Source organism: Nissabacter sp. SGAir0207 (genome assembly GCF_005491205.1).
Taxonomy (GTDB): domain Bacteria; phylum Pseudomonadota; class Gammaproteobacteria; order Enterobacterales; family Enterobacteriaceae; genus Chimaeribacter.
Map to the genome: position 1 here is coordinate 306,585 of NZ_CP028035.1, position 19,651 is coordinate 326,235.

The window sequence follows — 19,651 nt, forward strand, 5'->3', positions numbered from 1 at the left end:
GGTGTTTACTTATCCGATGAGGATTCAATACTATCCAGGTTAATAAAGATGTGTTGAGGTGTTTGCTCTCTCAATACTGTAAATTTTGCCTCCCGCAAGGCTCCCAGCGCTGAAACTGCCGCTTTGGCACCGACCTCATCCTGAAGGGACTGGTCATTTATTTTGATAATGACATCATCCTTAAGTAATCCAATTTTTCTATATACCAGACTATTTCCTTTGGGATTAACGTGATACCCCAACAGTTTGCCTTTACTATAAACAGGGCTCAGGGCCAGATAGGCAGCCAGAGGCTGACCTGATGCGGCCAACTGGCCATCGCCCGTGGCTGACCCCTCTGTGTCCAGATAGAGCGTAGCCAGGCGCCCACCCTCTTGCAGGATAACCTGATTGGCGCTGATCTCCTTGATGAGCCACGACCCGGTGCCTGCAATCGTCTCACCGATGCGATAGCTCTCCTCGCTTTGCGGCCCGGCAATAATGGCCAGCGCCCGCGATGGATCGCTACTGGCCATCAGGCCCTTCAGCGTCAGCGCTGGCATGGCTGTGGCAGCCACAGCACGAGCCGATGAGGGGCCGGTTAAAGATTCGGCGGCAAACAGGCCATCGGGGAGCGAGCCCAATGAGAACTGATTCAGTTCAATTTTATTATTGGCCGTATCGGGTGTTATTTTAGTGATAATTAACATTGTTAAATGGATACATAAAATTAAGAGGAGTGACGCAACTATCATTAACAATGTATTTAACAGCGCACCCCTGGAAAAAAGGGAGCGCACCAAATTATTATGCATATAACGCTAATCTTCTAATGATGATGTTTGTGATGGCTAATAATTAGGCTATGATAGCTCCCAATGTTGCTCTATGCAATTCAACTCCGGCCTTATGGCATGAATAACCTGTTATAAAGCGTGAAACATGATTTTCTGATAAATAAATTGCCTTTAATTTATTTGTCGTGGTTATGCTTTTGCGCAGGATTGTGAAAAATGTATTGTCAATATTTTAATATGTCGATAAATCCTTTCAGCAGCAAAGGGTTCTATTATAACGCGCGCCTTTCGGCCGCCGTCACGTACCTGCAGCACCAGATCACGCTGGGGGGCTGCATCCTTATTGATGGCAAGCCCGGTACCGGGAAATCAGCCCTGGCCGCGCAGCTGGTCAGCCAGAGTGGCAGAAAGCCGCTGGCCCTGACCGCCGCTGTCGATGGGCAGGCGGGGGGAATCGGTAGATGGTTGCTCACGGCGTTGGGCATTGATGACAATCCGGCACTCAACCCGGCACAACGGGTGTTGAAGGTGATGAAACACTTCAACGCTACCGCGTCCCGTGGAACGCATTGGCTGGTGACGATTGATCAGGCGGAAGCGCTGTCGGTTGAGAGTTACCATTTTCTCTCTGCACTCCAGAGTGGGCTCTCTTCGCCCCATGTCACCTTCTTGCTGATTGGTCAGGCGCGCAAAATGGCCGCCATCGCGCCACGTGCCTTATTGCGTCGGCTGATCCACACGCGTTATCGACTCCAGCCAATGAGTGCAGCGGAGAGCCGGGCATTCATCGTTGAGCAATTGGCCGCCGCGGGGGTAGAGCAGCCGCTGTTCAGTGAACCCGTCCTTCGGATGGCCCATCAGGCTGCTGGCGGTAAGCCCGCCCTATTAAAAGCCATCGCCCATGCGGCCCTGACGGTGGCCTATGCCGAACGAAGCGAGACAGTGACCCGTCGCCAGATGGGCATCGCGTTGCACGCGTTGGGTCTGTCTGCCGGTAGCCGACGGGGATTGGCAATGTGGTTGCTGCTCTCTGCGCTGATCGCTGGCACGCTGGGCTGGACCTATTACGCCCCCCTCCAACCGTGGTTGCCGTTGTCCAGCTGGCTAACGCCACCGCCGCCGAAAGTTCCTGCCCCGGCGCCCCGCATTGAGGATCAACAGAGTGGCCCACAGGAGGGAATGAGCCAGCTGTTCCATGTCTGGGGCTACCGTGTGGAGCCAGCAGAGGCGTACTGCGAGCAGGCCGAGCGCGCGCAGCTCATCTGCCAGAAAAGCCAGGAGACGCTGGATGCAATGGTGGCGAATGGAATGCCGTGGATGGGCAGCCTGAAGGTAAATGACCGGCTGATCTATGTCACGGTGGTGAAAGTAACGGGTAGCGACGTGGATGTCCTGATTCACGATCAGACCTGGACGCTGAAACGTGATTGGTTCAGCCAGGTCTGGCAGGGCGATGCCGTCCAGCTATGGCCACTGACCCCTGAGGGTAAAAGTCAGGTGGGGCGTACCAGCTCTGCCCAGGATATCGCCTGGCTTGATAAGGCCCTTAGCGACATCCTTCAGCTCCCGCCTGCCCGTCGACCAGTATGGGGAAGCGCGCTGATAAACCGCATCAAACAGTTCCAGCAACGCGAAAACCTAAAGGCGGATGGCGTGGTTGGCTTAGGCACATTATTGGCGATCGCCAAAGCGCAGGGCACACAGCCCTCATTAGTGACAGAGGATAAGGGGGAGTAATGCAAAATATTCATCTGGCGGCCTACCAGAGCCAGCTGGCAGGGCAGGGCGTCAAAGTCAAAAGAACGGCGAGCCACTGGCGGGCACTGGCCTGGCGTATGGCACTGTGGGGGCTTTACCTGCTGCTGATTGCCTTGGCTGGCGGCTATCACCATATGATGTGGGATGCCTGGCAGCAGCGTCTCCATCCAGTCGTAATAAAAGAGACGCCCTTGCCATATCAGCAATCGACGTTGCACTACATCTATAAGGATAGGGTATTGCCTGAAGAGGACGTACCGGCTGATAAAGAGCCGCTTCCTTACCGTGATTCAAGCGACAGCGATGAGATAGGGGAGGGCGCGGACGACGACGAGCTTCTGGAAGATCCGGGCCCAGCACCCGTGTCGCTCAAGGAGCAGCTGGAAAAAGCGTTGCAAGAACAACAGCAAGAAGAGCGCCAGCAAAAAGCCATTAGCGCGGTTGACCCATTCGCACCAGCCGAGTGACACCTTTCCCCGCCGGGATGCGCAAAATAAAAGCAATTTTTGCACGATGGAGGTTGCTTCCCGGCGGCGTTTCCGTATAATGCGCGGGCTTACCTAATCTTGGTAGGTCTGATTCGTTGCGGATCAGTAACCATGTCATCATGCATGACTGGTTAACAATACTCCCGATATGGGGGTTATATGCTGAACGATTACACTCCCCCATCAATCGAAATGGGTGTGAGGAGTAATTATTTACGTTTATAAATAATTGGAGCTCTGGTCTCATGCAGAACCAAAGAATCCGTATCCGCCTGAAAGCGTTTGATCATCGTCTGATCGATCAATCAACCGCGGAAATCGTCGAGACTGCTAAGCGCACTGGTGCGCAAGTCCGTGGTCCGATCCCGCTGCCGACCCGCAAAGAGCGCTTCACCGTTCTGATCTCCCCGCACGTCAACAAAGATGCGCGTGATCAGTACGAAATCCGCACTCACAAGCGTCTGGTTGACATCGTTGAGCCAACCGAGAAAACCGTTGATGCTCTGATGCGTCTGGATCTGGCTGCCGGTGTAGACGTGCAGATCAGCCTGGGTTAATCAGGTCATTGAGCGATTGAGAGGTTGAAACAATGATTGGTTTAGTCGGTAAAAAAGTGGGTATGACCCGCATCTTCACAGAAGAAGGCGTTTCTATCCCTGTAACCGTTATCGAAATTGAAGCAAACCGCGTTACCCAGGTTAAAGATCTGGACAACGACGGCTACCGCGCTATCCAGGTTACCACTGGTGCTAAAAAAGCAAACCGTGTAACCAAACCGGAAGCGGGTCACTTCGCTAAAGCTGGCGTTGAAGCTGGCCGCCTGCTGCGTGAATTCCGTCTGTCAGAAGGCGAAGAGTTCACTGTTGGTCAGAGCATTAGCGTTGAAATTTTCGCTGACGTCAAAAAAGTAGACGTTACCGGTACTTCTAAAGGTAAAGGTTTTGCTGGCACTGTTAAGCGCTGGAACTTCCGTACCCAAGACGCTACCCACGGTAACTCCTTGTCTCACCGCGTTCCGGGTTCTATCGGTCAGAACCAGACTCCGGGCAAAGTGTTCAAAGGCAAGAAAATGGCAGGCCAGCTGGGTAATGAGCGCGTAACCGTTCAGAGCCTGGACGTAGTACGTGTTGACGCTGAGCGCAACCTGCTGCTGGTTAAGGGTGCTGTTCCGGGAGCTACCGGTAGCAACCTGATCGTTAAACCAGCTGTTAAAGCGTGAGGAGCCAGGTAATGGAATTAGTATTGAAAGACGCGCAGAGCGCGCTGACTGTTTCCGAAACCACCTTCGGTCGTGATTTTAACGAAGCGCTGGTTCACCAGGTTGTTGTTGCTTACGCAGCAGGCGCCCGCCAGGGTACTCGCGCGCAGAAAACTCGCGCTGAAGTAACCGGTTCTGGCAAAAAACCGTGGCGTCAGAAAGGCACCGGCCGTGCGCGTTCTGGTTCTGTAAAGAGCCCGATCTGGCGTTCTGGTGGCGTGACCTTCGCTGCGAAACCGCAGGACCACAGTCAAAAAGTAAACAAAAAGATGTACCGCGGCGCGCTGAAAAGCATCCTGTCCGAGCTGGTACGTCAAGATCGTCTGATCGTTGTCGAGAAGTTCTCTGTTGAAGCACCGAAAACCAAGCTGCTGGCACAGAAACTGAAAGACATGGCGCTGGAAGACGTGCTGATCATCACCGGTGAACTGGACGAGAACCTGTTCCTGGCTGCCCGTAACCTGTACAAGGTTGACGTGCGTGATGTTGCTGGCATCGACCCAGTTAGCCTGATCGCCTTCGACAAAGTGGTTATGACTGCTGATGCTGTGAAGCAAGTTGAGGAGATGCTGGCATGATCCGTGAAGAACGTCTGCTGAAAGTACTGCGCGCGCCGCACGTTTCTGAAAAAGCGTCTACTGCGATGGAAAAAACCAACACCATCGTTCTCAAAGTTGCTAAAGACGCGACCAAAGCAGAAATCAAAGCTGCCGTGCAGAAACTGTTTGAAGTCGAAGTTAATGATGTTCGCACCCTGATCGTTAAAGGGAAAGTGAAGCGTCATGGACAGCGTATCGGTCGTCGTAGCGACTGGAAAAAAGCTTACGTCACCCTGAAAGAAGGCCAGAATCTGGACTTCATCGGCGGCGCAGAGTAAGTCGGAGGAGTAAGAACAATGGCAATTGTTAAATGTAAACCTACATCTCCGGGTCGTCGCCACGTTGTTAAAGTGGTTAACCCTGAGCTGCACAAGGGTAAACCTTATGCCCCGCTGCTGGAAAAACTGAGCAAAAGCGGTGGTCGTAACAACAATGGCCGTATCACCACCCGTCATATCGGTGGTGGCCACAAGCAACACTATCGTCTGGTTGACTTCAAACGCAACAAAGACGGTATCGCTGCAGTGGTTGAGCGTCTGGAGTACGATCCGAACCGTTCCGCGAACATCGCGCTGGTTCTGTACAAAGACGGCGAACGCCGTTACATCCTGGCGCCGAAAGGCCTGAAAGTGGGTGATCAGATTCAATCTGGCGTTGATGCGGCAATCAAAGCGGGTAACACCCTGCCGATGCGCAACATCCCGGTTGGTTCAACGGTTCACAACGTAGAGATGAAACCGGGCAAAGGCGGCCAGCTGGCTCGCTCTGCAGGTGCCTACGTTCAGATCGTTGCACGTGATGGTTCCTACGTTACCCTGCGTCTGCGCTCCGGCGAAATGCGCAAAGTTCTGGCTGACTGCCGCGCTACTCTGGGCGAAGTCGGTAACGCAGAACACATGCTGCGCGTCCTGGGTAAAGCAGGTGCTGCACGTTGGCGTGGTGTTCGTCCTACCGTTCGCGGTACTGCGATGAACCCAGTCGATCACCCGCACGGTGGTGGTGAAGGTCGTAACTTTGGTAAGCACCCGGTAACTCCGTGGGGCGTTCAGACCAAAGGTAAGAAGACCCGTAGCAACAAGCGTACTGATAAATTCATCGTACGTCGCCGTAGTAAAAAATAATTAGAGGATAAGCCATGCCACGTTCTCTCAAGAAAGGTCCATTTATTGACCTGCACTTGCTGAAGAAGGTAGAGAAAGCGGTGGAAAGCGGAGACAAGAAGCCAATTCGCACTTGGTCCCGTCGTTCAACGGTCTTTCCAAACATGATCGGTTTGACCATCGCTGTCCATAATGGTCGTCAGCACGTACCGGTATTTGTTTCCGACGAAATGGTCGGTCACAAGCTGGGTGAATTTGCGCCGACCCGTACTTATCGCGGCCACGCGGCCGATAAAAAGGCCAAGAAGCGCTAAGGTAGGAGGAAGAGATGGAAACTATCGCTAAACATCGCCACGCTCGTTCTTCTGCTCAGAAGGTTCGCCTTGTTGCTGACCTGATTCGCGGTAAGAAAGTGTCGCAAGCTCTGGAAACACTGACCTACACCAACAAGAAAGCTGCTGGTCTGGTTAAGAAAGTGCTGGAGTCTGCCATTGCTAACGCAGAACACAACGATGGCGCTGACATCGATGATCTGAAAGTTACGAAAATCTTCGTAGACGAAGGCCCGAGCATGAAGCGCATTATGCCGCGTGCAAAAGGTCGTGCAGATCGTATCCTGAAGCGCACCAGCCACATCACTGTGGTTGTGTCCGATCGCTGAGACTCTGGAGACTAGCAATGGGTCAGAAAGTACATCCTAATGGGATCCGACTGGGTATTGTCAAACCTTGGAACTCTACCTGGTACGCGAATACCAAAGAATTCGCTGACAACCTGGACAGCGACTTTAAAGTTCGTCAATACCTGACGAAAGAACTGTCGAAAGCCTCCGTCTCTCGCATCGTGATCGAGCGTCCGGCTAAGAGCATCCGTGTGACCATTCACACCGCTCGACCGGGCATCGTAATCGGTAAGAAAGGCGAAGACGTCGAAAAACTGCGCAAGGTCGTAGCGGACATCGCTGGCGTGCCGGCGCAGATCAACATCGCCGAAGTTCGTAAACCAGAACTGGACGCAAAATTGGTTGCTGACAGCATCACTTCTCAGCTGGAACGTCGCGTTATGTTCCGTCGTGCTATGAAGCGTGCTGTACAGAACGCAATGCGTCTGGGCGCTAAAGGTATCAAAGTTGAAGTAAGCGGCCGTCTGGGCGGCGCTGAAATCGCGCGTACCGAATGGTACCGTGAAGGTCGTGTTCCGTTGCACACCCTGCGTGCGGACATCGACTACAACACCTCCGAAGCGCACACCACTTATGGTGTTATCGGCGTAAAAGTGTGGATCTTCAAAGGTGAGATCCTGGGTGGTATGGCTGCCGTTGAACAACCGGAAAAACCGGCTGCTCAACCTAAAAAGCAGCAGCGTAAAGGCCGCAAGTAAGGAGAGTCGCTGATGTTACAACCAAAGCGTACAAAATTCCGTAAGGTGCACAAAGGCCGCAACCGTGGCCTGGCGCAAGGTACGGATGTGAGCTTCGGCACTTTCGGTCTGAAAGCTGTTGGCCGTGGTCGCCTGACTGCTCGTCAAATTGAAGCAGCACGTCGTGCGATGACCCGTGCAGTTAAGCGTCAAGGTAAGATCTGGATCCGTGTATTCCCGGACAAACCGATCACCGAGAAGCCGCTGGAAGTTCGTATGGGTAAAGGTAAGGGTAACGTAGAGTATTGGGTAGCCCTGATCCAACCTGGTAAGGTTCTGTACGAAATGGACGGCGTGCCGGAAGAGCTGGCCCGTGAAGCGTTCAAGCTGGCAGCAGCTAAACTGCCTATCAAAACCACCTTTGTAACTAAGACGGTGATGTAATGAAAGCACAAGAGCTGCGCGAAAAGAGCGTTGAAGAGCTGAACACTGAGCTGCTCAACCTGCTGCGTGAGCAATTCAATCTGCGCATGCAGGCAGCAAGTGGCCAGCTGCAACAGACTCACCTGTTGAAGCAAGTGCGCCGTGATGTCGCACGTGTGAAGACTTTACTGACTGAGAAGGCGGGCGCGTAATGAGTGACAATATCCGTACTCTGCAAGGTCGTGTTGTCAGTGACAAGATGGAAAAATCCATCGTTGTTGCGATTGAGCGTTTTGTGAAACACCCGATCTACGGTAAATTCATCAAACGTACGACCAAGCTGCACGTTCACGACGAGAACAACGAATGCGGTATCGGTGACGTGGTAGAAATCCGCGAATGCCGTCCGCTGTCTAAGACTAAATCTTGGACGCTGGTTCGCGTTGTAGAGAAAGCGATTCTGTAATAGAGTAGCGCTCTCAAATACGATAAACGGCTCAGGAAATGAGCCGTTTATTTTTTCTACCCATTATTTGGAAGCAGTGTTATAATGCTGCGCCCTCATTTTGGGGCTTTTAAATGACCTATCATGGGTCCTAAAGTAGTAGTTGACATTAGCGGAGCACTAACATGATCCAAGAACAGACTATGCTGAACGTGGCCGACAACTCCGGTGCACGTCGCGTAATGTGTATCAAGGTTCTAGGTGGCTCGCACCGTCGCTACGCAGGCGTCGGCGATATCATCAAGATCACCATCAAGGAAGCAATTCCTCGTGGCAAGGTGAAGAAAGGCGATGTGCTGAAGGCGGTAGTGGTGCGCACCAAGAAGGGTGTACGTCGCCCGGACGGTTCTGTCGTTCGCTTCGATGGCAATGCTTGTGTTCTGTTGAACAACAACAGCGAGCAGCCAATCGGTACGCGTATTTTTGGGCCGGTAACTCGTGAACTGCGTTCTGAAAAGTTCATGAAAATCATCTCTCTGGCACCAGAAGTACTCTAAGGAGCGAATCATGGCAGCGAAAATCCGTCGCGATGACGAAGTTATCGTGCTGACCGGCAAAGATAAAGGTAAGCGCGGTAAAGTTAAAAGTGTCCTGTCTGCTGGTAAGGTCATTGTAGAAGGTATCAACCTGGTTAAGAAACATCAGAAGCCGGTTCCGGCCCTGAACCAACCAGGTGGCATCGTTGAAAAAGAAGCCGCTATTCAGGTTTCCAACGTTGCACTTTACAATGCGGCCACCGGCAAGGCTGACCGTGTAGGCTTTAGATTCGAAGACGGCAAAAAAGTCCGTTTCTTCAAGTCTAACAGCGAAACTATTAAGTAATTTGGAGTAGTACGATGGCGAAACTGCATGATTACTACAAAGACGAGGTAGTCAAGCAACTGATGTCTCAGTTTGGCTACAATTCTGTCATGCAAGTCCCTCGGGTCGAGAAGATCACCCTGAACATGGGTGTTGGTGAAGCGATCGCTGACAAGAAACTGCTGGATAACGCAGCAGCTGACCTGGCAGCAATCTCCGGCCAAAAGCCGCTGATCACCAAAGCACGCAAATCTGTTGCAGGCTTCAAAATCCGTCAGGGCTATCCGATCGGCTGTAAAGTAACTCTGCGTGGCGAACGCATGTGGGAGTTCTTTGAGCGTCTGATTTCCATTGCTGTACCGCGTATCCGTGACTTCCGTGGCTTGTCCGCTAAGTCCTTCGACGGCCGTGGTAACTACAGCATGGGCGTGCGTGAACAGATCATCTTCCCGGAAATCGACTATGACAAAGTCGATCGCGTTCGTGGTTTGGATATTACCATTACCACCACTGCGAAATCCGATGATGAAGGCCGCGCACTGCTGGCTGCCTTTAACTTCCCGTTCCGCAAGTAAGGTAGGGTTACTAATGGCTAAGCAATCCATGAAAGCACGCGAAGTCAAGCGCGTGAAATTAGCAGACAAATTCTTTGCTAAACGCACAGAACTGAAAGCTATCATCTCTGATGTGAACGCTTCCGACGAAGATCGTTGGGACGCCGTTCTCAAGCTGCAGACTCTGCCGCGTGATTCCAGCCCGTCACGTCAGCGTAACCGCTGCCGTCAAACTGGTCGTCCGCACGCTTTCCTGCGGAAGTTCGGGTTGAGCCGTATTAAGGTCCGTGAAGCCGCTATGCGCGGTGAAATCCCGGGCCTGAAAAAGGCTAGCTGGTAATTGTCACCAATTGAATCACGGGAGTAAAGACAGATGAGCATGCAAGATCCGATCGCGGATATGCTGACCCGTATCCGTAACGGTCAGGCCGCGAACAAAGTTGCGGTCACCATGCCTTCCTCCAAGCTGAAAGTGGCGATTGCCAACGTGCTGAAGGAAGAAGGTTTTATTGAAGATTTCAAAATCGAAGGCGACGCCAAGCCTGTTCTGGAACTGGTACTGAAGTACTTCCAGGGCAAGGCAGTGGTAGAAAGCATTCAGCGTATCAGCCGCCCAGGTCTGCGCATCTATAAGAAAAAAGATGAGCTGCCGAAAGTTATGGCCGGTTTGGGTATTGCTGTCATTTCTACCTCTAAAGGTGTTATGACCGATCGTGCAGCTCGCCAGGCTGGTCTTGGTGGCGAGATTATCTGCTACGTAGCTTAATTCGGGAGGAAAGAATGTCTCGTGTTGCAAAAGCACCCGTCGTCATTCCTGCCGGCGTAGAGGTAAAACTCAACGGTCAGGTTATTTCGATTAAGGGTAAAAACGGCGAGCTGACTCGTACTATCCACAGCTCCGTTGAAGTTAAACAGGAAGAAAACGCACTGACTTTCGCTCCGCGTCAGGGTGCTGTTGACGGTTGGGCCCAAGCGGGTACCACTCGTGCTCTGTTGAACGCAATGGTAGTTGGTGTTACCGAAGGCTTCACCAAGAAGCTTCAGCTGGTAGGTGTTGGTTATCGTGCAGCCGTAAAAGGCAACGTGGTGAATTTAGCCCTGGGCTTCTCTCACCCGGTCGAGCACGAACTGCCAGCAGGCATCACTGCTGAGTGTCCGACTCAAACTGAAATCGTGCTGAAAGGCGCTGATAAGCAGGTGATCGGTCAGGTTGCAGCAGACCTGCGTGCCTATCGCCGTCCTGAGCCTTACAAAGGCAAAGGTGTCCGTTACGCCGACGAAGTCGTGCGTACCAAAGAGGCTAAGAAGAAGTAAGGTAACACTATGGATAAGAAATCTGCTCGTATCCGTCGTGCGACCCGCGCACGCCGCAAGCTCAAAGAATTGGGCGCGACTCGCCTGGTGGTACATCGTACCCCGCGTCATATTTACGCACAGGTCATCGCTCCGAACGGTTCTGAAGTATTGGTAGCCGCTTCTACTGTAGAAAAAGCTATCACTGAGCAACTGAAGTATACCGGTAACAAAGATGCTGCTGCAGCTGTAGGTAAAGCTATTGCTGAGCGCGCTCTGGAAAAAGGCATCAAAGATGTATCCTTTGACCGTTCCGGTTTCCAATATCATGGTCGAGTCCAGGCACTGGCAGATGCTGCCCGTGAAGCTGGCCTTCAGTTCTAAGGTAGAGGTGTAAGATGTCTCACATCGAAAAACAAGCTGGCGAACTGCAGGAAAAGCTGATCGCGGTAAACCGCGTATCTAAAACCGTAAAAGGTGGCCGTATTTTCAGCTTTACCGCACTGACTGTAGTTGGTGATGGTAACGGTCGCGTTGGTTTTGGCTACGGCAAAGCACGCGAAGTTCCGGCAGCGATCCAGAAAGCGATGGAAAAAGCCCGTCGCAACATGATGAATGTCGCGCTGAACAGCGGCACCCTGCAGCACCCTGTTAAAGGTGCGCATACGGGTTCCCGTGTGTTCATGCAGCCGGCTTCCGAAGGTACCGGTATTATTGCCGGTGGTGCAATGCGCGCCGTCCTGGAAGTCGCAGGGGTACACAACGTATTGGCTAAAGCCTATGGTTCCACCAACCCGATCAACGTGGTTCGTGCAACTATCGACGCTCTGGCGAATATGAAGTCCCCAGAAATGGTCGCTGCCAAGCGTGGTAAATCCGTTGAAGAAATTCTGGGGTAATAACCATGGCAAAGACTATTAAAGTAACTCAAGTTCGCAGCTCTATTGGCCGTTTGCCGAAACACAAGGCAACTCTGGTTGGTCTTGGTCTGCGTCGCATTGGTCACACCGTAGAGCGCGAGGATACTCCTGCTGTACGCGGTATGATCAACCTGGTTTCCTACATGGTTAAAGTTGAGGAGTAACAGATGCGTTTGAATACTCTGTCTCCGGCTGAAGGTGCCAAGCAAGCGCCGAAGCGTGTAGGTCGTGGTATTGGTTCTGGCCTGGGTAAAACCGGCGGCCGTGGTCACAAAGGTCAGAACTCTCGTTCTGGCGGTGGCGTACGTCGTGGTTTCGAAGGTGGTCAGATGCCTCTGTACCGTCGTCTGCCGAAATTCGGCTTCACTTCTCGCAAAGCTATGATCACGGCAGAAGTTCGTCTGTCTGAACTGGCTCAAGTAGAAGGCGATGTTATCGACCTGAACACGCTGAAAGCCGCTAACGTAGTTGGTACTCAGATTGAATTCGCTAAAGTTATGCTGTCTGGCGAAATCAATCGTGCAGTAACTGTACGTGGTCTGCGTGTCACCAAAGGCGCTCGTGCTGCTATCGAAGCTGCTGGCGGTAAAATTGAGGAATAAGTAGCAGATGGCTAAGCAACCAGGATTAGATTTTCAAAGTGCTAAAGGTGGACTTGGCGAACTGAAGCGCAGACTTTTGTTTGTTATCGGGGCGCTCATAGTTTTCCGTATCGGCTCTTTCATTCCGATTCCTGGTATCGATGCCACTGTGCTTGCGAAATTGCTCGAGCAGCAGCGTGGCACCATCATTGAAATGTTCAACATGTTCTCTGGTGGTGCCCTTAGCCGTGCCTCTATCTTTGCCTTGGGTATCATGCCGTATATTTCGGCATCGATTATCATCCAACTGCTGACGGTGGTTCATCCAGCGTTAGCAGAGATAAAGAAAGAAGGGGAGGCTGGCCGTCGTAAGATAAGTCAGTACACCCGTTATGGCACGCTGGTATTGGCTATATTCCAGTCCATCGGTATTGCTACCGGACTGCCGAATATGCCTGGTATGCAAGGTCTGGTAATCAATCCAGGCTTTGCGTTCTATTTTACCGCTGTAGTGAGCCTGGTTACCGGAACGATGTTCCTCATGTGGCTTGGCGAACAGATTACTGAACGCGGTATCGGCAACGGTATCTCAATCATAATCTTTGCTGGTATTGTGGCTGGTCTCCCACCGGCGATTGCACATACCATTGAGCAAGCTCGACAAGGCGACCTGCACTTCCTTCTGTTGCTGTTGGTTGCAGTTTTAGTGTTTGCGGTGACTTTCTTCGTGGTGTTTGTCGAGCGTGGTCAACGTCGTATCGTTGTCAACTACGCTAAGCGCCAACAAGGCCGTCGCGTTTATGCAGCACAGAGTACGCACTTACCGCTGAAAGTGAATATGGCAGGGGTTATCCCGGCAATCTTCGCATCAAGCATCATCCTGTTCCCGGCCACGATTGCATCATGGTTTGGGGGCGGAACCGGTTGGAACTGGCTGACGACAATTTCGCTGTATTTGCAGCCTGGACAACCGCTTTATGTGTTACTCTATGCGACTGCGATCATCTTCTTCTGTTTCTTCTACACGGCGTTGGTCTTCAACCCGCGTGAAACAGCAGATAACCTGAAGAAGTCCGGTGCATTCGTGCCAGGAATTCGTCCGGGAGAGCAAACGGCGAAATACATCGATAAAGTGATGACTCGTTTGACCTTAATTGGCGCCCTGTACATTACTTTTATCTGCCTTATCCCGGAGTTCATGCGTGACGCAATGAAAGTACCTTTCTACTTTGGCGGTACTTCACTGTTAATTGTTGTTGTTGTCATCATGGACTTTATGGCTCAAGTGCAAACTCTGATGATGTCTAGTCAGTACGAGTCTGCATTGAAGAAAGCAAACCTGAAAGGCTATAACCGCTAACAGGTGAGTTGAGAAGTTACGGAGAGTAAAAATGAAAGTTCGTGCTTCCGTCAAGAAATTATGTCGTAACTGCAAAATCGTTAAGCGTAACGGTATCGTTCGTGTGATTTGCAGCGCCGAGCCGAAGCATAAACAGCGTCAAGGCTGATTATCTCGCATATTTTTCTTGCAAAGTTGGGTTGAGCTGGCTAGATTAGCCAGCCAATCTTTTGTATGTCGCTGCAACACTATTTGAGTATCCTGAAAACGGGCTTTTCAGAATGGTGTTGCCGTATAAAAATGTAGGAGTGCATAGTGGCCCGTATAGCAGGCATTAACATTCCTGATCAAAAACATACCGTAATCGCATTAACTTCGATCTATGGTATCGGTAAGACCCGCTCACAGGCTATCTGTGCAGCTGCGGGTATTGCTGAAAATGTTAAGATCAGTGAGCTGTCTGAAGAGCAAATCGATAAGCTGCGTGACGAAGTTGCCAAGTTTGTTGTCGAAGGTGATCTGCGTCGTGAAGTTACCCTGAGCATCAAGCGTCTGATGGACCTTGGTACTTATCGTGGTTTGCGTCATCGTCGTGGTCTGCCGGTTCGCGGTCAGCGTACTAAGACCAACGCACGTACCCGTAAGGGTCCGCGCAAACCGATCAAGAAATAATCGGGGTGATTGAATAATGGCAAAGGCACCTGTTCGTACACGTAAGCGTGTAAGAAAACAAGTCTCTGACGGCGTGGCTCATATCCATGCTTCTTTCAACAACACCATTGTTACCATTACTGATCGTCAGGGTAATGCTTTGGGTTGGGCAACAGCTGGTGGTTCCGGTTTCCGTGGTTCTCGTAAGTCCACTCCGTTCGCAGCTCAGGTTGCGGCAGAGCGCTGCGCTGATGCAGTGAAAGAATACGGTATTAAGAACCTGGAAGTTATGGTTAAAGGACCTGGTCCGGGCCGTGAGTCTACTATCCGCGCTCTGAACGCGGCTGGTTTCCGCATCACTAATATTACTGATGTGACTCCGATCCCTCATAACGGTTGTCGTCCGCCGAAAAAGCGTCGCGTATAACGCTGCTTTTAGGATTGTTGGAGAAAGAAAATGGCAAGATATTTGGGTCCTAAGCTCAAGCTGAGCCGTCGTGAGGGCACAGACCTGTTCCTTAAGTCTGGCGTTCGCGCGATCGATTCCAAGTGTAAGATTGAACAAGCTCCTGGTCAGCATGGTGCGCGTAAACCGCGTCTGTCTGACTACGGTGTGCAGTTGCGTGAAAAGCAGAAAGTTCGCCGTATGTATGGCGTGCTGGAGCGTCAGTTCCGTAACTATTATAAAGAAGCAGCACGTCTGAAAGGCAACACCGGTGAAAACCTGTTGCAACTGCTGGAAGGTCGTCTGGACAACGTTGTTTACCGTATGGGCTTTGGTGCTACCCGCGCTGAAGCACGCCAGCTGGTAAGCCATAAAGCCATCATGGTCAATGGTCGCGTTGTTAACATCGCTTCTTATCAGGTATCTCCGAATGACGTAGTCAGCATCCGTGAGAAAGCTAAAAAGCAATCTCGCGTTAAGGCCGCTTTGGAGCTGGCTGAGCAGCGTGAAAAGCCAACTTGGCTGGAAGTTGATGCTGCTAAGATGGAAGGTGTGTTCAAGCGTATTCCTGAACGTACCGATCTGTCTGCGGACATTAACGAACACCTGATCGTCGAGCTTTACTCCAAGTAAAGCTTAGTACCAAAGAGAGGACACAATGCAGGGTTCTGTGACAGAGTTTCTAAAACCGCGCCTGGTAGATATCGAGCAAGTCAGTTCGACGCACGCCAAGGTGACCCTTGAGCCGTTAGAGCGTGGCTTTGGCCATACTCTTGGCAACGCACTGCGCCGTATTCTGCTTTCATCCATGCCGGGTTGCGCGGTGACCGAGGTTGAGATTGATGGTGTACTACATGAGTACAGCACCAAAGAAGGCGTACAGGAAGATATCCTGGAGATCCTGCTCAACCTGAAAGGGCTGGCGGTGAGAGTTCAAGGCAAAGATGAAGTTATTCTTACCCTGAATAAATCTGGCATTGGCCCTGTGACTGCAGCCGACATCACCCATGATGGTGATGTCGAAATCGTCAAGCCGCAACATATTATCTGTCATCTGACCGATGAGAACGCTGCTATCAGCATGCGTATCAAGGTTCAGCGTGGCCGTGGATATGTGCCGGCGTCTGCCCGAATTCATTCGGAAGAAGATGAGCGCCCGATCGGTCGTCTGCTCGTTGACGCCTGCTACAGCCCTGTAGAGCGTATCGCCTACAATGTTGAAGCAGCGCGTGTTGAGCAACGTACTGACCTGGATAAGCTGGTCATCGAGATGGAAACCAACGGTACGATCGATCCTGAAGAGGCGATCCGTCGTGCGGCGACCATTTTGGCTGAACAACTGGAAGCTTTCGTTGACTTACGTGATGTACGTCAGCCGGAAGTGAAAGAAGAGAAGCCTGAGTTCGATCCGATCCTGCTGCGCCCTGTTGACGATCTGGAATTGACTGTCCGCTCTGCTAACTGCCTCAAGGCAGAAGCTATCCACTACATCGGTGATCTGGTACAGCGTACCGAGGTTGAGTTGCTGAAAACGCCAAACCTGGGTAAAAAATCTCTTACTGAGATTAAAGACGTGCTGGCCTCCCGTGGTCTGTCTCTGGGCATGCGCCTGGAAAACTGGCCGCCGGCAAGCATTGCTGACGAGTAACCGGATCACAGGTTAAGGTTTTACTGAGAAGGATAAGGTCATGCGCCATCGTAAGAGTGGTCGTCAACTGAACCGTAACAGCAGCCACCGCCAGGCTATGTTCCGTAACATGGCCGGCTCTCTGGTTCGTCATGAGATCATCAAGACGACCCTGCCGAAAGCGAAAGAGCTGCGTCGCGTTGTTGAGCCGCTGATTACTCTTGCCAAGACCGACAGCGTTGCTAACCGTCGTCTGGCATTCGCCCGTACTCGTGATAACGAGATCGTGGCAAAACTGTTTAACGAACTGGGCCCGCGTTTCGCGAGCCGCGCAGGTGGTTACACTCGTATTCTGAAGTGTGGCTTCCGTGCAGGCGACAATGCGCCGATGGCATACATCGAGCTCGTTGATCGTGCAGAATCGAAAGCAGAAGCTGTTGCAGAGTAATCTGTGAGAGCGTAAAAAGACCGGGCCTGGCCCGGTTTTTTTATATCTGAAATTTGCGTATCCTCTTTTTACATTCCTTCCTGCTATTCTTCACTTACCAATACCCTTCCCCTCTGTTGAGGAATACCATCATGCTCTTTATCGATGAAATGGTTGAACGTCATATCCGGGAAGCTCAAGCCAAGGGTGAATTTGACTGCCTGCCCGGTGCCGGTAAACCCCTAGAGCTGGACGATACCAGTGCCGTGCCTGCGGAGCTGCGAGTGGCTTATCGAATACTCAAAAATTCAGGCTATTTACCACCGGAACTCGAAGCACGCAAAGAGGCGCTGGAGTTGGATACGTTGCTGCATGAGATCCATAAAGAGGATCCTCAGTACGATGTCATTAGCCAGAAATTACGGGTGCTGGAGTTGCGCTTACAGCAAGCAGGGATCAACACTGATTTTTTAAAAGGTGAGTATCAACAGCGGATTAGTGAGAAACTGAGCGCACATTCTGCAAAAAAATAGCCGTTAGCGAATATGGTATTTTGATAGCGATCGTCTATGATTATCTCGTTTTCACCCACACTTCTTTCATTTCAAATGAGGTTACGATGAGCCGTCATCAACACAATAAAGGCACAATTCAGGACAATGCGCTGCACGCGCTGCTTCATGACACTCTGTTCAGACAGCGAGTAGAAAAGAACAAAAAAGGGAAGGGTAGCTATCAGCGTAAGGGCAAGCACGCTAAGGGCGGAAACACGGAGGTCAGTGGTAAGCGTTTTCGCTGAACTTTTACCACTGACCTTTGTTCAAAGCTTGATTCGACTACTTGGTATTCTGCTGTTTAAGTAAATCGCGAATTTCAACCAACAGTTTCTCTTCTGCACTCTGCTTCGGTGCTGCCGCAGGTTTCTCTTCCTCTTTACGACGCAGGCGGTTCATCAATTTGATGGCAATGAAAATCGCCAGCGCGATGATGATGAAGTCAAAAATGTTTTGGATAAAGACGCCATACTTCATGACTACTGCAGGTACAGTGCCCTGAGCTTCCCTCAAGACGAGCTCAAACTGCTTAAAATCTACGCCCCCAATTAACAGGCCCAGCGGCGGCATGATAATGTCAGCAACCAGCGATGACACAATTTTGCCAAATGCGGCACCAATGATCACACCGACGGCCAAATCCACCACATTGCCACGCATGGCAAACTCACGAAACTCTTTAAAGAAACTCATACATCACTCCTTGCCAAAATAACTCAAGTGACTACAAGTAAAGCGCATTCACGGCTATCTTGCTACCAAAGTTGACTATTTTGGTCGGGTTTGCTGGTTTCTAGAGCACTCGCTTAGGCGATCACAGGAAGAACGGGCTTGGCTGGAACAGACGTTCGACATCGGGAACAAATTTCTTGTCGGTAATAAACATGATGACGTGATCACCTTGCTCTATACGCGACTGACGGTTGGCAATGATCACCTCGTCACCACGAACGATCGCCCCGATGGTCGTGCCAGGTGGCAGCTTGATCTCTTCCACGCGGCGGCCCACTACCTTGGAGGTGCTCTCATCGCCATGGGCAATGGCTTCAATCGCCTCAGCTACTCCACGGCGCAGCGAGGAGACACTCACGATATCCGCTTTGCGTACATGCCCCAGTAGGGCAGAGATGGTGGCCTGTTGGGGGGAGATGGCGACATCAATTACGCTACCTTGGACTAAATCAACATAGGCGCGGCGCTGAATCAGCACCATGGCCTTTTTGGCACCCATCCTCTTCGCCAGCATTGCGGACATAATGTTGGCTTCATCATCGTTGGTGATGGCGATAAAGACATCCACCTGCTCCACATGCTCTTCAGCCAGCAGCTCCTGATCAGAAGCGTCGCCATAAAATACGATGGTGTCCTGTAACAGCTCAGCCAGTTCTGCCGCCCGGTGCTGATCGCGCTCAATCAGTTTGACGCTGTAATTCTTCTCCAATCGACGCGCCAGACCGGCCCCGACGTTACCACCGCCCACAATCATGATGCGCTTGTAAGGTTTTTCCAGCCGCTGTAGCTCACTCATCACAGCGCGGATGTGCTGGGATGCGGCAACGAAAAAGACCTCATCGCCAGCTTCAATAATTGTCGAGCCTTGTGGGCGGATCGGGTGATCCTGACGGAAAATTGCCGCCACGCGAGTGTCGATGTGCGGCATATGCTCACGCATGGTAGAGAGGGCATTACCGACCAGCGGGCCGCCATAATAGGCTTTGACCGCGGCGATGCTCACTTTCCCTTCCGCAAAATTCACAACCTGAAGCGCGCCCGGATACTCGATCAATTTATAGATGTAATCGATCACCAGTTGCTCAGGCGAGATCAAGTGATCGATCGGCACCGCGTCGGCGTTGAACAGCTTTTCCGATTCCCGGATGTAATCTGCTGAACGGATACGGGCGATCCGATTCGGCGTGTTAAACAGGGAGTAGGCGATCTGACATGCCACCATGTTGGTTTCATCAGAGTTTGTGACAGCCACCAACATGTCCGCGTCACCAGCACCCGCTTCCCGCAACACACGTGGATGGGAGCCATGTCCCTGAACGACACGAAGGTCGAATTTATCCTGGAGCTGACGCAGATGGGCAGCATTGGTATCGACAACAGTAATGTCGTTGTTTTCACCGACCAGGTTCTCCGCCAGGGTTCCACCCACCTGACCAGCCCCAAGAATAATGATCTTCATCG

General features: G+C 51.6%; 35 protein-coding genes. 32 read left to right on the forward strand and 3 right to left on the reverse strand.

Annotated elements, in window-relative coordinates; translation table 11 throughout:
- Positions 1-5 precede the first annotated feature (5 nt).
- Positions 6-794: a type II secretion system protein GspC gene (gene gspC / locus C1N62_RS01350; RefSeq protein ID WP_137761948.1), complete on the reverse strand. Its 789-nt coding sequence runs from the start codon at positions 792-794 to the stop codon at positions 6-8.
- Between the two features lie 219 nt (positions 795-1,013).
- Here gspC and C1N62_RS01355 point away from each other — a divergent pair, with 219 nt between their 5' ends.
- From C1N62_RS01355 to C1N62_RS01510, 32 genes are all read left to right on the forward strand, one after another.
- Positions 1,014-2,513, forward strand: a complete 1,500-nt coding sequence (locus tag C1N62_RS01355) for an ExeA family protein (protein WP_168195791.1) — start codon at positions 1,014-1,016, stop codon at positions 2,511-2,513.
- Positions 2,513-3,001, forward strand: a complete 489-nt coding sequence (locus tag C1N62_RS01360) for a hypothetical protein (protein ID WP_137761950.1) — start codon at positions 2,513-2,515, stop codon at positions 2,999-3,001. Before C1N62_RS01355 ends, C1N62_RS01360 begins: the two co-directional genes overlap by 1 nt.
- A gap of 266 nt (positions 3,002-3,267) precedes the next feature.
- The gene (rpsJ, locus tag C1N62_RS01365) at positions 3,268-3,579 is read left to right on the forward strand and encodes a 30S ribosomal protein S10 (RefSeq protein WP_001181005.1); all 312 of its coding nucleotides are present in this window, start codon (positions 3,268-3,270) and stop codon (positions 3,577-3,579) included.
- A 32-nt stretch (positions 3,580-3,611) separates the two neighbouring features.
- The gene (gene rplC / locus C1N62_RS01370; protein WP_137761951.1) at positions 3,612-4,241 is read left to right on the forward strand and encodes a 50S ribosomal protein L3; all 630 of its coding nucleotides are present in this window, start codon (positions 3,612-3,614) and stop codon (positions 4,239-4,241) included.
- Between the two features lie 11 nt (positions 4,242-4,252).
- Complete coding sequence (gene rplD / locus C1N62_RS01375) at positions 4,253-4,858, forward strand: 50S ribosomal protein L4 (RefSeq protein ID WP_137761952.1); 606 nt, start codon at positions 4,253-4,255, stop codon at positions 4,856-4,858.
- Entirely contained in the window at positions 4,855-5,157 is a 303-nt protein-coding gene (gene rplW / locus C1N62_RS01380; RefSeq protein WP_137761953.1) for a 50S ribosomal protein L23, read from the forward strand. The genes rplD and rplW overlap by 4 nt, the downstream gene beginning before the upstream one ends.
- Before the next feature lie 18 nt (positions 5,158-5,175).
- Positions 5,176-6,000, forward strand: a complete 825-nt coding sequence (gene rplB, locus C1N62_RS01385) for a 50S ribosomal protein L2 (RefSeq protein ID WP_137761954.1) — start codon at positions 5,176-5,178, stop codon at positions 5,998-6,000.
- Positions 6,001-6,014: 14 nt separating this feature from the next.
- On the forward strand, positions 6,015-6,293 hold the full coding sequence (gene rpsS / locus C1N62_RS01390) for a 30S ribosomal protein S19 (protein WP_002213430.1): 279 nt from the start codon (positions 6,015-6,017) through the stop codon (positions 6,291-6,293).
- A 14-nt stretch (positions 6,294-6,307) separates the two neighbouring features.
- Positions 6,308-6,640, forward strand: coding sequence for a 50S ribosomal protein L22 (gene rplV / locus C1N62_RS01395; protein ID WP_002223844.1), 333 nt, complete (start codon positions 6,308-6,310; stop codon positions 6,638-6,640).
- A 17-nt stretch (positions 6,641-6,657) separates the two neighbouring features.
- Positions 6,658-7,359 (forward strand): 30S ribosomal protein S3, encoded by a 702-nt coding sequence (gene rpsC, locus C1N62_RS01400; RefSeq protein ID WP_137761955.1) that lies wholly within the window; start codon positions 6,658-6,660, stop codon positions 7,357-7,359.
- Between the two features lie 12 nt (positions 7,360-7,371).
- Positions 7,372-7,782, forward strand: coding sequence for a 50S ribosomal protein L16 (rplP, locus tag C1N62_RS01405; RefSeq protein ID WP_002438716.1), 411 nt, complete (start codon positions 7,372-7,374; stop codon positions 7,780-7,782).
- Positions 7,782-7,973: a 50S ribosomal protein L29 gene (rpmC, locus tag C1N62_RS01410; RefSeq protein WP_015962144.1), complete on the forward strand. Its 192-nt coding sequence runs from the start codon at positions 7,782-7,784 to the stop codon at positions 7,971-7,973. Before rplP ends, rpmC begins: the two co-directional genes overlap by 1 nt.
- On the forward strand, positions 7,973-8,227 hold the full coding sequence (gene rpsQ / locus C1N62_RS01415; protein WP_137761956.1) for a 30S ribosomal protein S17: 255 nt from the start codon (positions 7,973-7,975) through the stop codon (positions 8,225-8,227). The genes rpmC and rpsQ overlap by 1 nt, the downstream gene beginning before the upstream one ends.
- Before the next feature lie 164 nt (positions 8,228-8,391).
- Positions 8,392-8,763, forward strand: a complete 372-nt coding sequence (gene rplN, locus C1N62_RS01420) for a 50S ribosomal protein L14 (RefSeq protein WP_004388611.1) — start codon at positions 8,392-8,394, stop codon at positions 8,761-8,763.
- 10 nt (positions 8,764-8,773) lie between these two features.
- The gene (gene rplX, locus C1N62_RS01425) at positions 8,774-9,088 is read left to right on the forward strand and encodes a 50S ribosomal protein L24 (protein WP_137761957.1); all 315 of its coding nucleotides are present in this window, start codon (positions 8,774-8,776) and stop codon (positions 9,086-9,088) included.
- 14 nt (positions 9,089-9,102) lie between these two features.
- Complete coding sequence (gene rplE / locus C1N62_RS01430) at positions 9,103-9,642, forward strand: 50S ribosomal protein L5 (protein ID WP_137761958.1); 540 nt, start codon at positions 9,103-9,105, stop codon at positions 9,640-9,642.
- A gap of 13 nt (positions 9,643-9,655) precedes the next feature.
- A complete protein-coding gene (rpsN, locus tag C1N62_RS01435; protein WP_072933461.1) occupies positions 9,656-9,961 on the forward strand; it encodes a 30S ribosomal protein S14 in 306 nt (101 codons plus the stop codon).
- A 33-nt stretch (positions 9,962-9,994) separates the two neighbouring features.
- Positions 9,995-10,387: a 30S ribosomal protein S8 gene (gene rpsH / locus C1N62_RS01440; protein ID WP_137761959.1), complete on the forward strand. Its 393-nt coding sequence runs from the start codon at positions 9,995-9,997 to the stop codon at positions 10,385-10,387.
- 14 nt (positions 10,388-10,401) lie between these two features.
- Positions 10,402-10,935, forward strand: coding sequence for a 50S ribosomal protein L6 (rplF, locus tag C1N62_RS01445; protein ID WP_137761960.1), 534 nt, complete (start codon positions 10,402-10,404; stop codon positions 10,933-10,935).
- A 9-nt stretch (positions 10,936-10,944) separates the two neighbouring features.
- On the forward strand, positions 10,945-11,298 hold the full coding sequence (gene rplR / locus C1N62_RS01450; RefSeq protein ID WP_072933456.1) for a 50S ribosomal protein L18: 354 nt from the start codon (positions 10,945-10,947) through the stop codon (positions 11,296-11,298).
- Between the two features lie 14 nt (positions 11,299-11,312).
- Entirely contained in the window at positions 11,313-11,813 is a 501-nt protein-coding gene (rpsE, locus tag C1N62_RS01455) for a 30S ribosomal protein S5 (RefSeq protein ID WP_072933453.1), read from the forward strand.
- Between the two features lie 5 nt (positions 11,814-11,818).
- On the forward strand, positions 11,819-11,998 hold the full coding sequence (gene rpmD, locus C1N62_RS01460) for a 50S ribosomal protein L30 (RefSeq protein WP_101826675.1): 180 nt from the start codon (positions 11,819-11,821) through the stop codon (positions 11,996-11,998).
- Between the two features lie 3 nt (positions 11,999-12,001).
- Positions 12,002-12,436, forward strand: a complete 435-nt coding sequence (rplO, locus tag C1N62_RS01465; RefSeq protein WP_137761961.1) for a 50S ribosomal protein L15 — start codon at positions 12,002-12,004, stop codon at positions 12,434-12,436.
- Between the two features lie 7 nt (positions 12,437-12,443).
- Entirely contained in the window at positions 12,444-13,775 is a 1,332-nt protein-coding gene (secY, locus tag C1N62_RS01470; protein ID WP_137761962.1) for a preprotein translocase subunit SecY, read from the forward strand.
- A 31-nt stretch (positions 13,776-13,806) separates the two neighbouring features.
- On the forward strand, positions 13,807-13,923 hold the full coding sequence (gene rpmJ / locus C1N62_RS01475; protein ID WP_012768118.1) for a 50S ribosomal protein L36: 117 nt from the start codon (positions 13,807-13,809) through the stop codon (positions 13,921-13,923).
- A 146-nt stretch (positions 13,924-14,069) separates the two neighbouring features.
- The gene (gene rpsM, locus C1N62_RS01480; protein WP_072933445.1) at positions 14,070-14,426 is read left to right on the forward strand and encodes a 30S ribosomal protein S13; all 357 of its coding nucleotides are present in this window, start codon (positions 14,070-14,072) and stop codon (positions 14,424-14,426) included.
- Positions 14,427-14,442: 16 nt separating this feature from the next.
- Entirely contained in the window at positions 14,443-14,832 is a 390-nt protein-coding gene (gene rpsK, locus C1N62_RS01485; RefSeq protein ID WP_004929731.1) for a 30S ribosomal protein S11, read from the forward strand.
- Between the two features lie 30 nt (positions 14,833-14,862).
- A complete protein-coding gene (rpsD, locus tag C1N62_RS01490; RefSeq protein ID WP_137761963.1) occupies positions 14,863-15,483 on the forward strand; it encodes a 30S ribosomal protein S4 in 621 nt (206 codons plus the stop codon).
- Positions 15,484-15,508: 25 nt separating this feature from the next.
- Positions 15,509-16,498, forward strand: coding sequence for a DNA-directed RNA polymerase subunit alpha (gene rpoA / locus C1N62_RS01495; RefSeq protein ID WP_137761964.1), 990 nt, complete (start codon positions 15,509-15,511; stop codon positions 16,496-16,498).
- Between the two features lie 40 nt (positions 16,499-16,538).
- Positions 16,539-16,925 carry a 50S ribosomal protein L17 gene (gene rplQ, locus C1N62_RS01500; RefSeq protein WP_072933440.1) on the forward strand — a complete coding sequence of 129 codons (387 nt, stop codon included), beginning with the start codon at positions 16,539-16,541 and terminating at the stop codon, positions 16,923-16,925.
- A 131-nt stretch (positions 16,926-17,056) separates the two neighbouring features.
- Entirely contained in the window at positions 17,057-17,437 is a 381-nt protein-coding gene (locus C1N62_RS01505; protein ID WP_137761965.1) for a DUF1992 domain-containing protein, read from the forward strand.
- Between the two features lie 86 nt (positions 17,438-17,523).
- Positions 17,524-17,703 carry an alternative ribosome-rescue factor A gene (locus C1N62_RS01510; RefSeq protein ID WP_137761966.1) on the forward strand — a complete coding sequence of 60 codons (180 nt, stop codon included), beginning with the start codon at positions 17,524-17,526 and terminating at the stop codon, positions 17,701-17,703.
- Positions 17,704-17,740: 37 nt separating this feature from the next.
- Here C1N62_RS01510 and mscL read toward each other — a convergent pair whose 3' ends face one another.
- Together mscL and trkA are read right to left on the reverse strand one after the other, a co-directional pair.
- A complete protein-coding gene (gene mscL, locus C1N62_RS01515; RefSeq protein WP_137761967.1) occupies positions 17,741-18,151 on the reverse strand; it encodes a large-conductance mechanosensitive channel protein MscL in 411 nt (136 codons plus the stop codon).
- A 121-nt stretch (positions 18,152-18,272) separates the two neighbouring features.
- On the reverse strand, positions 18,273-19,649 hold the full coding sequence (gene trkA / locus C1N62_RS01520; protein ID WP_137761968.1) for a Trk system potassium transporter TrkA: 1,377 nt from the start codon (positions 19,647-19,649) through the stop codon (positions 18,273-18,275).
- Between the last annotated feature and the right edge of the window lie 2 nt (positions 19,650-19,651).

Excerpts from the sequence above, each read along its gene's own strand:
- gspC (WP_137761948.1), bottom strand. The coding sequence starts at position 794 with ATGCATAATAATTTGGTGCGCTCCCTTTTTTCCAGGGGTGCGCTGTTA.
- C1N62_RS01355 (WP_168195791.1), top strand. The coding sequence starts at position 1,014 with ATGTCGATAAATCCTTTCAGCAGCAAAGGGTTCTATTATAACGCGCGC.
- C1N62_RS01360 (WP_137761950.1), top strand. The coding sequence starts at position 2,513 with ATGCAAAATATTCATCTGGCGGCCTACCAGAGCCAGCTGGCAGGGCAG.
- rpsJ (WP_001181005.1), top strand. The coding sequence starts at position 3,268 with ATGCAGAACCAAAGAATCCGTATCCGCCTGAAAGCGTTTGATCATCGT.
- rplC (WP_137761951.1), top strand. The coding sequence starts at position 3,612 with ATGATTGGTTTAGTCGGTAAAAAAGTGGGTATGACCCGCATCTTCACA.
- rplD (WP_137761952.1), top strand. The coding sequence starts at position 4,253 with ATGGAATTAGTATTGAAAGACGCGCAGAGCGCGCTGACTGTTTCCGAA.
- rplW (WP_137761953.1), top strand. The coding sequence starts at position 4,855 with ATGATCCGTGAAGAACGTCTGCTGAAAGTACTGCGCGCGCCGCACGTT.
- rplB (WP_137761954.1), top strand. The coding sequence starts at position 5,176 with ATGGCAATTGTTAAATGTAAACCTACATCTCCGGGTCGTCGCCACGTT.
- rpsS (WP_002213430.1), top strand. The coding sequence starts at position 6,015 with ATGCCACGTTCTCTCAAGAAAGGTCCATTTATTGACCTGCACTTGCTG.
- rplV (WP_002223844.1), top strand. The coding sequence starts at position 6,308 with ATGGAAACTATCGCTAAACATCGCCACGCTCGTTCTTCTGCTCAGAAG.
- rpsC (WP_137761955.1), top strand. The coding sequence starts at position 6,658 with ATGGGTCAGAAAGTACATCCTAATGGGATCCGACTGGGTATTGTCAAA.
- rplP (WP_002438716.1), top strand. The coding sequence starts at position 7,372 with ATGTTACAACCAAAGCGTACAAAATTCCGTAAGGTGCACAAAGGCCGC.
- rpmC (WP_015962144.1), top strand. The coding sequence starts at position 7,782 with ATGAAAGCACAAGAGCTGCGCGAAAAGAGCGTTGAAGAGCTGAACACT.
- rpsQ (WP_137761956.1), top strand. The coding sequence starts at position 7,973 with ATGAGTGACAATATCCGTACTCTGCAAGGTCGTGTTGTCAGTGACAAG.
- rplN (WP_004388611.1), top strand. The coding sequence starts at position 8,392 with ATGATCCAAGAACAGACTATGCTGAACGTGGCCGACAACTCCGGTGCA.
- rplX (WP_137761957.1), top strand. The coding sequence starts at position 8,774 with ATGGCAGCGAAAATCCGTCGCGATGACGAAGTTATCGTGCTGACCGGC.
- rplE (WP_137761958.1), top strand. The coding sequence starts at position 9,103 with ATGGCGAAACTGCATGATTACTACAAAGACGAGGTAGTCAAGCAACTG.
- rpsN (WP_072933461.1), top strand. The coding sequence starts at position 9,656 with ATGGCTAAGCAATCCATGAAAGCACGCGAAGTCAAGCGCGTGAAATTA.
- rpsH (WP_137761959.1), top strand. The coding sequence starts at position 9,995 with ATGAGCATGCAAGATCCGATCGCGGATATGCTGACCCGTATCCGTAAC.
- rplF (WP_137761960.1), top strand. The coding sequence starts at position 10,402 with ATGTCTCGTGTTGCAAAAGCACCCGTCGTCATTCCTGCCGGCGTAGAG.
- rplR (WP_072933456.1), top strand. The coding sequence starts at position 10,945 with ATGGATAAGAAATCTGCTCGTATCCGTCGTGCGACCCGCGCACGCCGC.
- rpsE (WP_072933453.1), top strand. The coding sequence starts at position 11,313 with ATGTCTCACATCGAAAAACAAGCTGGCGAACTGCAGGAAAAGCTGATC.
- rpmD (WP_101826675.1), top strand. The coding sequence starts at position 11,819 with ATGGCAAAGACTATTAAAGTAACTCAAGTTCGCAGCTCTATTGGCCGT.
- rplO (WP_137761961.1), top strand. The coding sequence starts at position 12,002 with ATGCGTTTGAATACTCTGTCTCCGGCTGAAGGTGCCAAGCAAGCGCCG.
- secY (WP_137761962.1), top strand. The coding sequence starts at position 12,444 with ATGGCTAAGCAACCAGGATTAGATTTTCAAAGTGCTAAAGGTGGACTT.
- rpmJ (WP_012768118.1), top strand. The coding sequence starts at position 13,807 with ATGAAAGTTCGTGCTTCCGTCAAGAAATTATGTCGTAACTGCAAAATC.
- rpsK (WP_004929731.1), top strand. The coding sequence starts at position 14,443 with ATGGCAAAGGCACCTGTTCGTACACGTAAGCGTGTAAGAAAACAAGTC.
- rpsD (WP_137761963.1), top strand. The coding sequence starts at position 14,863 with ATGGCAAGATATTTGGGTCCTAAGCTCAAGCTGAGCCGTCGTGAGGGC.
- rpoA (WP_137761964.1), top strand. The coding sequence starts at position 15,509 with ATGCAGGGTTCTGTGACAGAGTTTCTAAAACCGCGCCTGGTAGATATC.
- rplQ (WP_072933440.1), top strand. The coding sequence starts at position 16,539 with ATGCGCCATCGTAAGAGTGGTCGTCAACTGAACCGTAACAGCAGCCAC.
- C1N62_RS01505 (WP_137761965.1), top strand. The coding sequence starts at position 17,057 with ATGCTCTTTATCGATGAAATGGTTGAACGTCATATCCGGGAAGCTCAA.
- C1N62_RS01510 (WP_137761966.1), top strand. The coding sequence starts at position 17,524 with ATGAGCCGTCATCAACACAATAAAGGCACAATTCAGGACAATGCGCTG.
- mscL (WP_137761967.1), bottom strand. The coding sequence starts at position 18,151 with ATGAGTTTCTTTAAAGAGTTTCGTGAGTTTGCCATGCGTGGCAATGTG.
- trkA (WP_137761968.1), bottom strand. The coding sequence starts at position 19,649 with ATGAAGATCATTATTCTTGGGGCTGGTCAGGTGGGTGGAACCCTGGCG.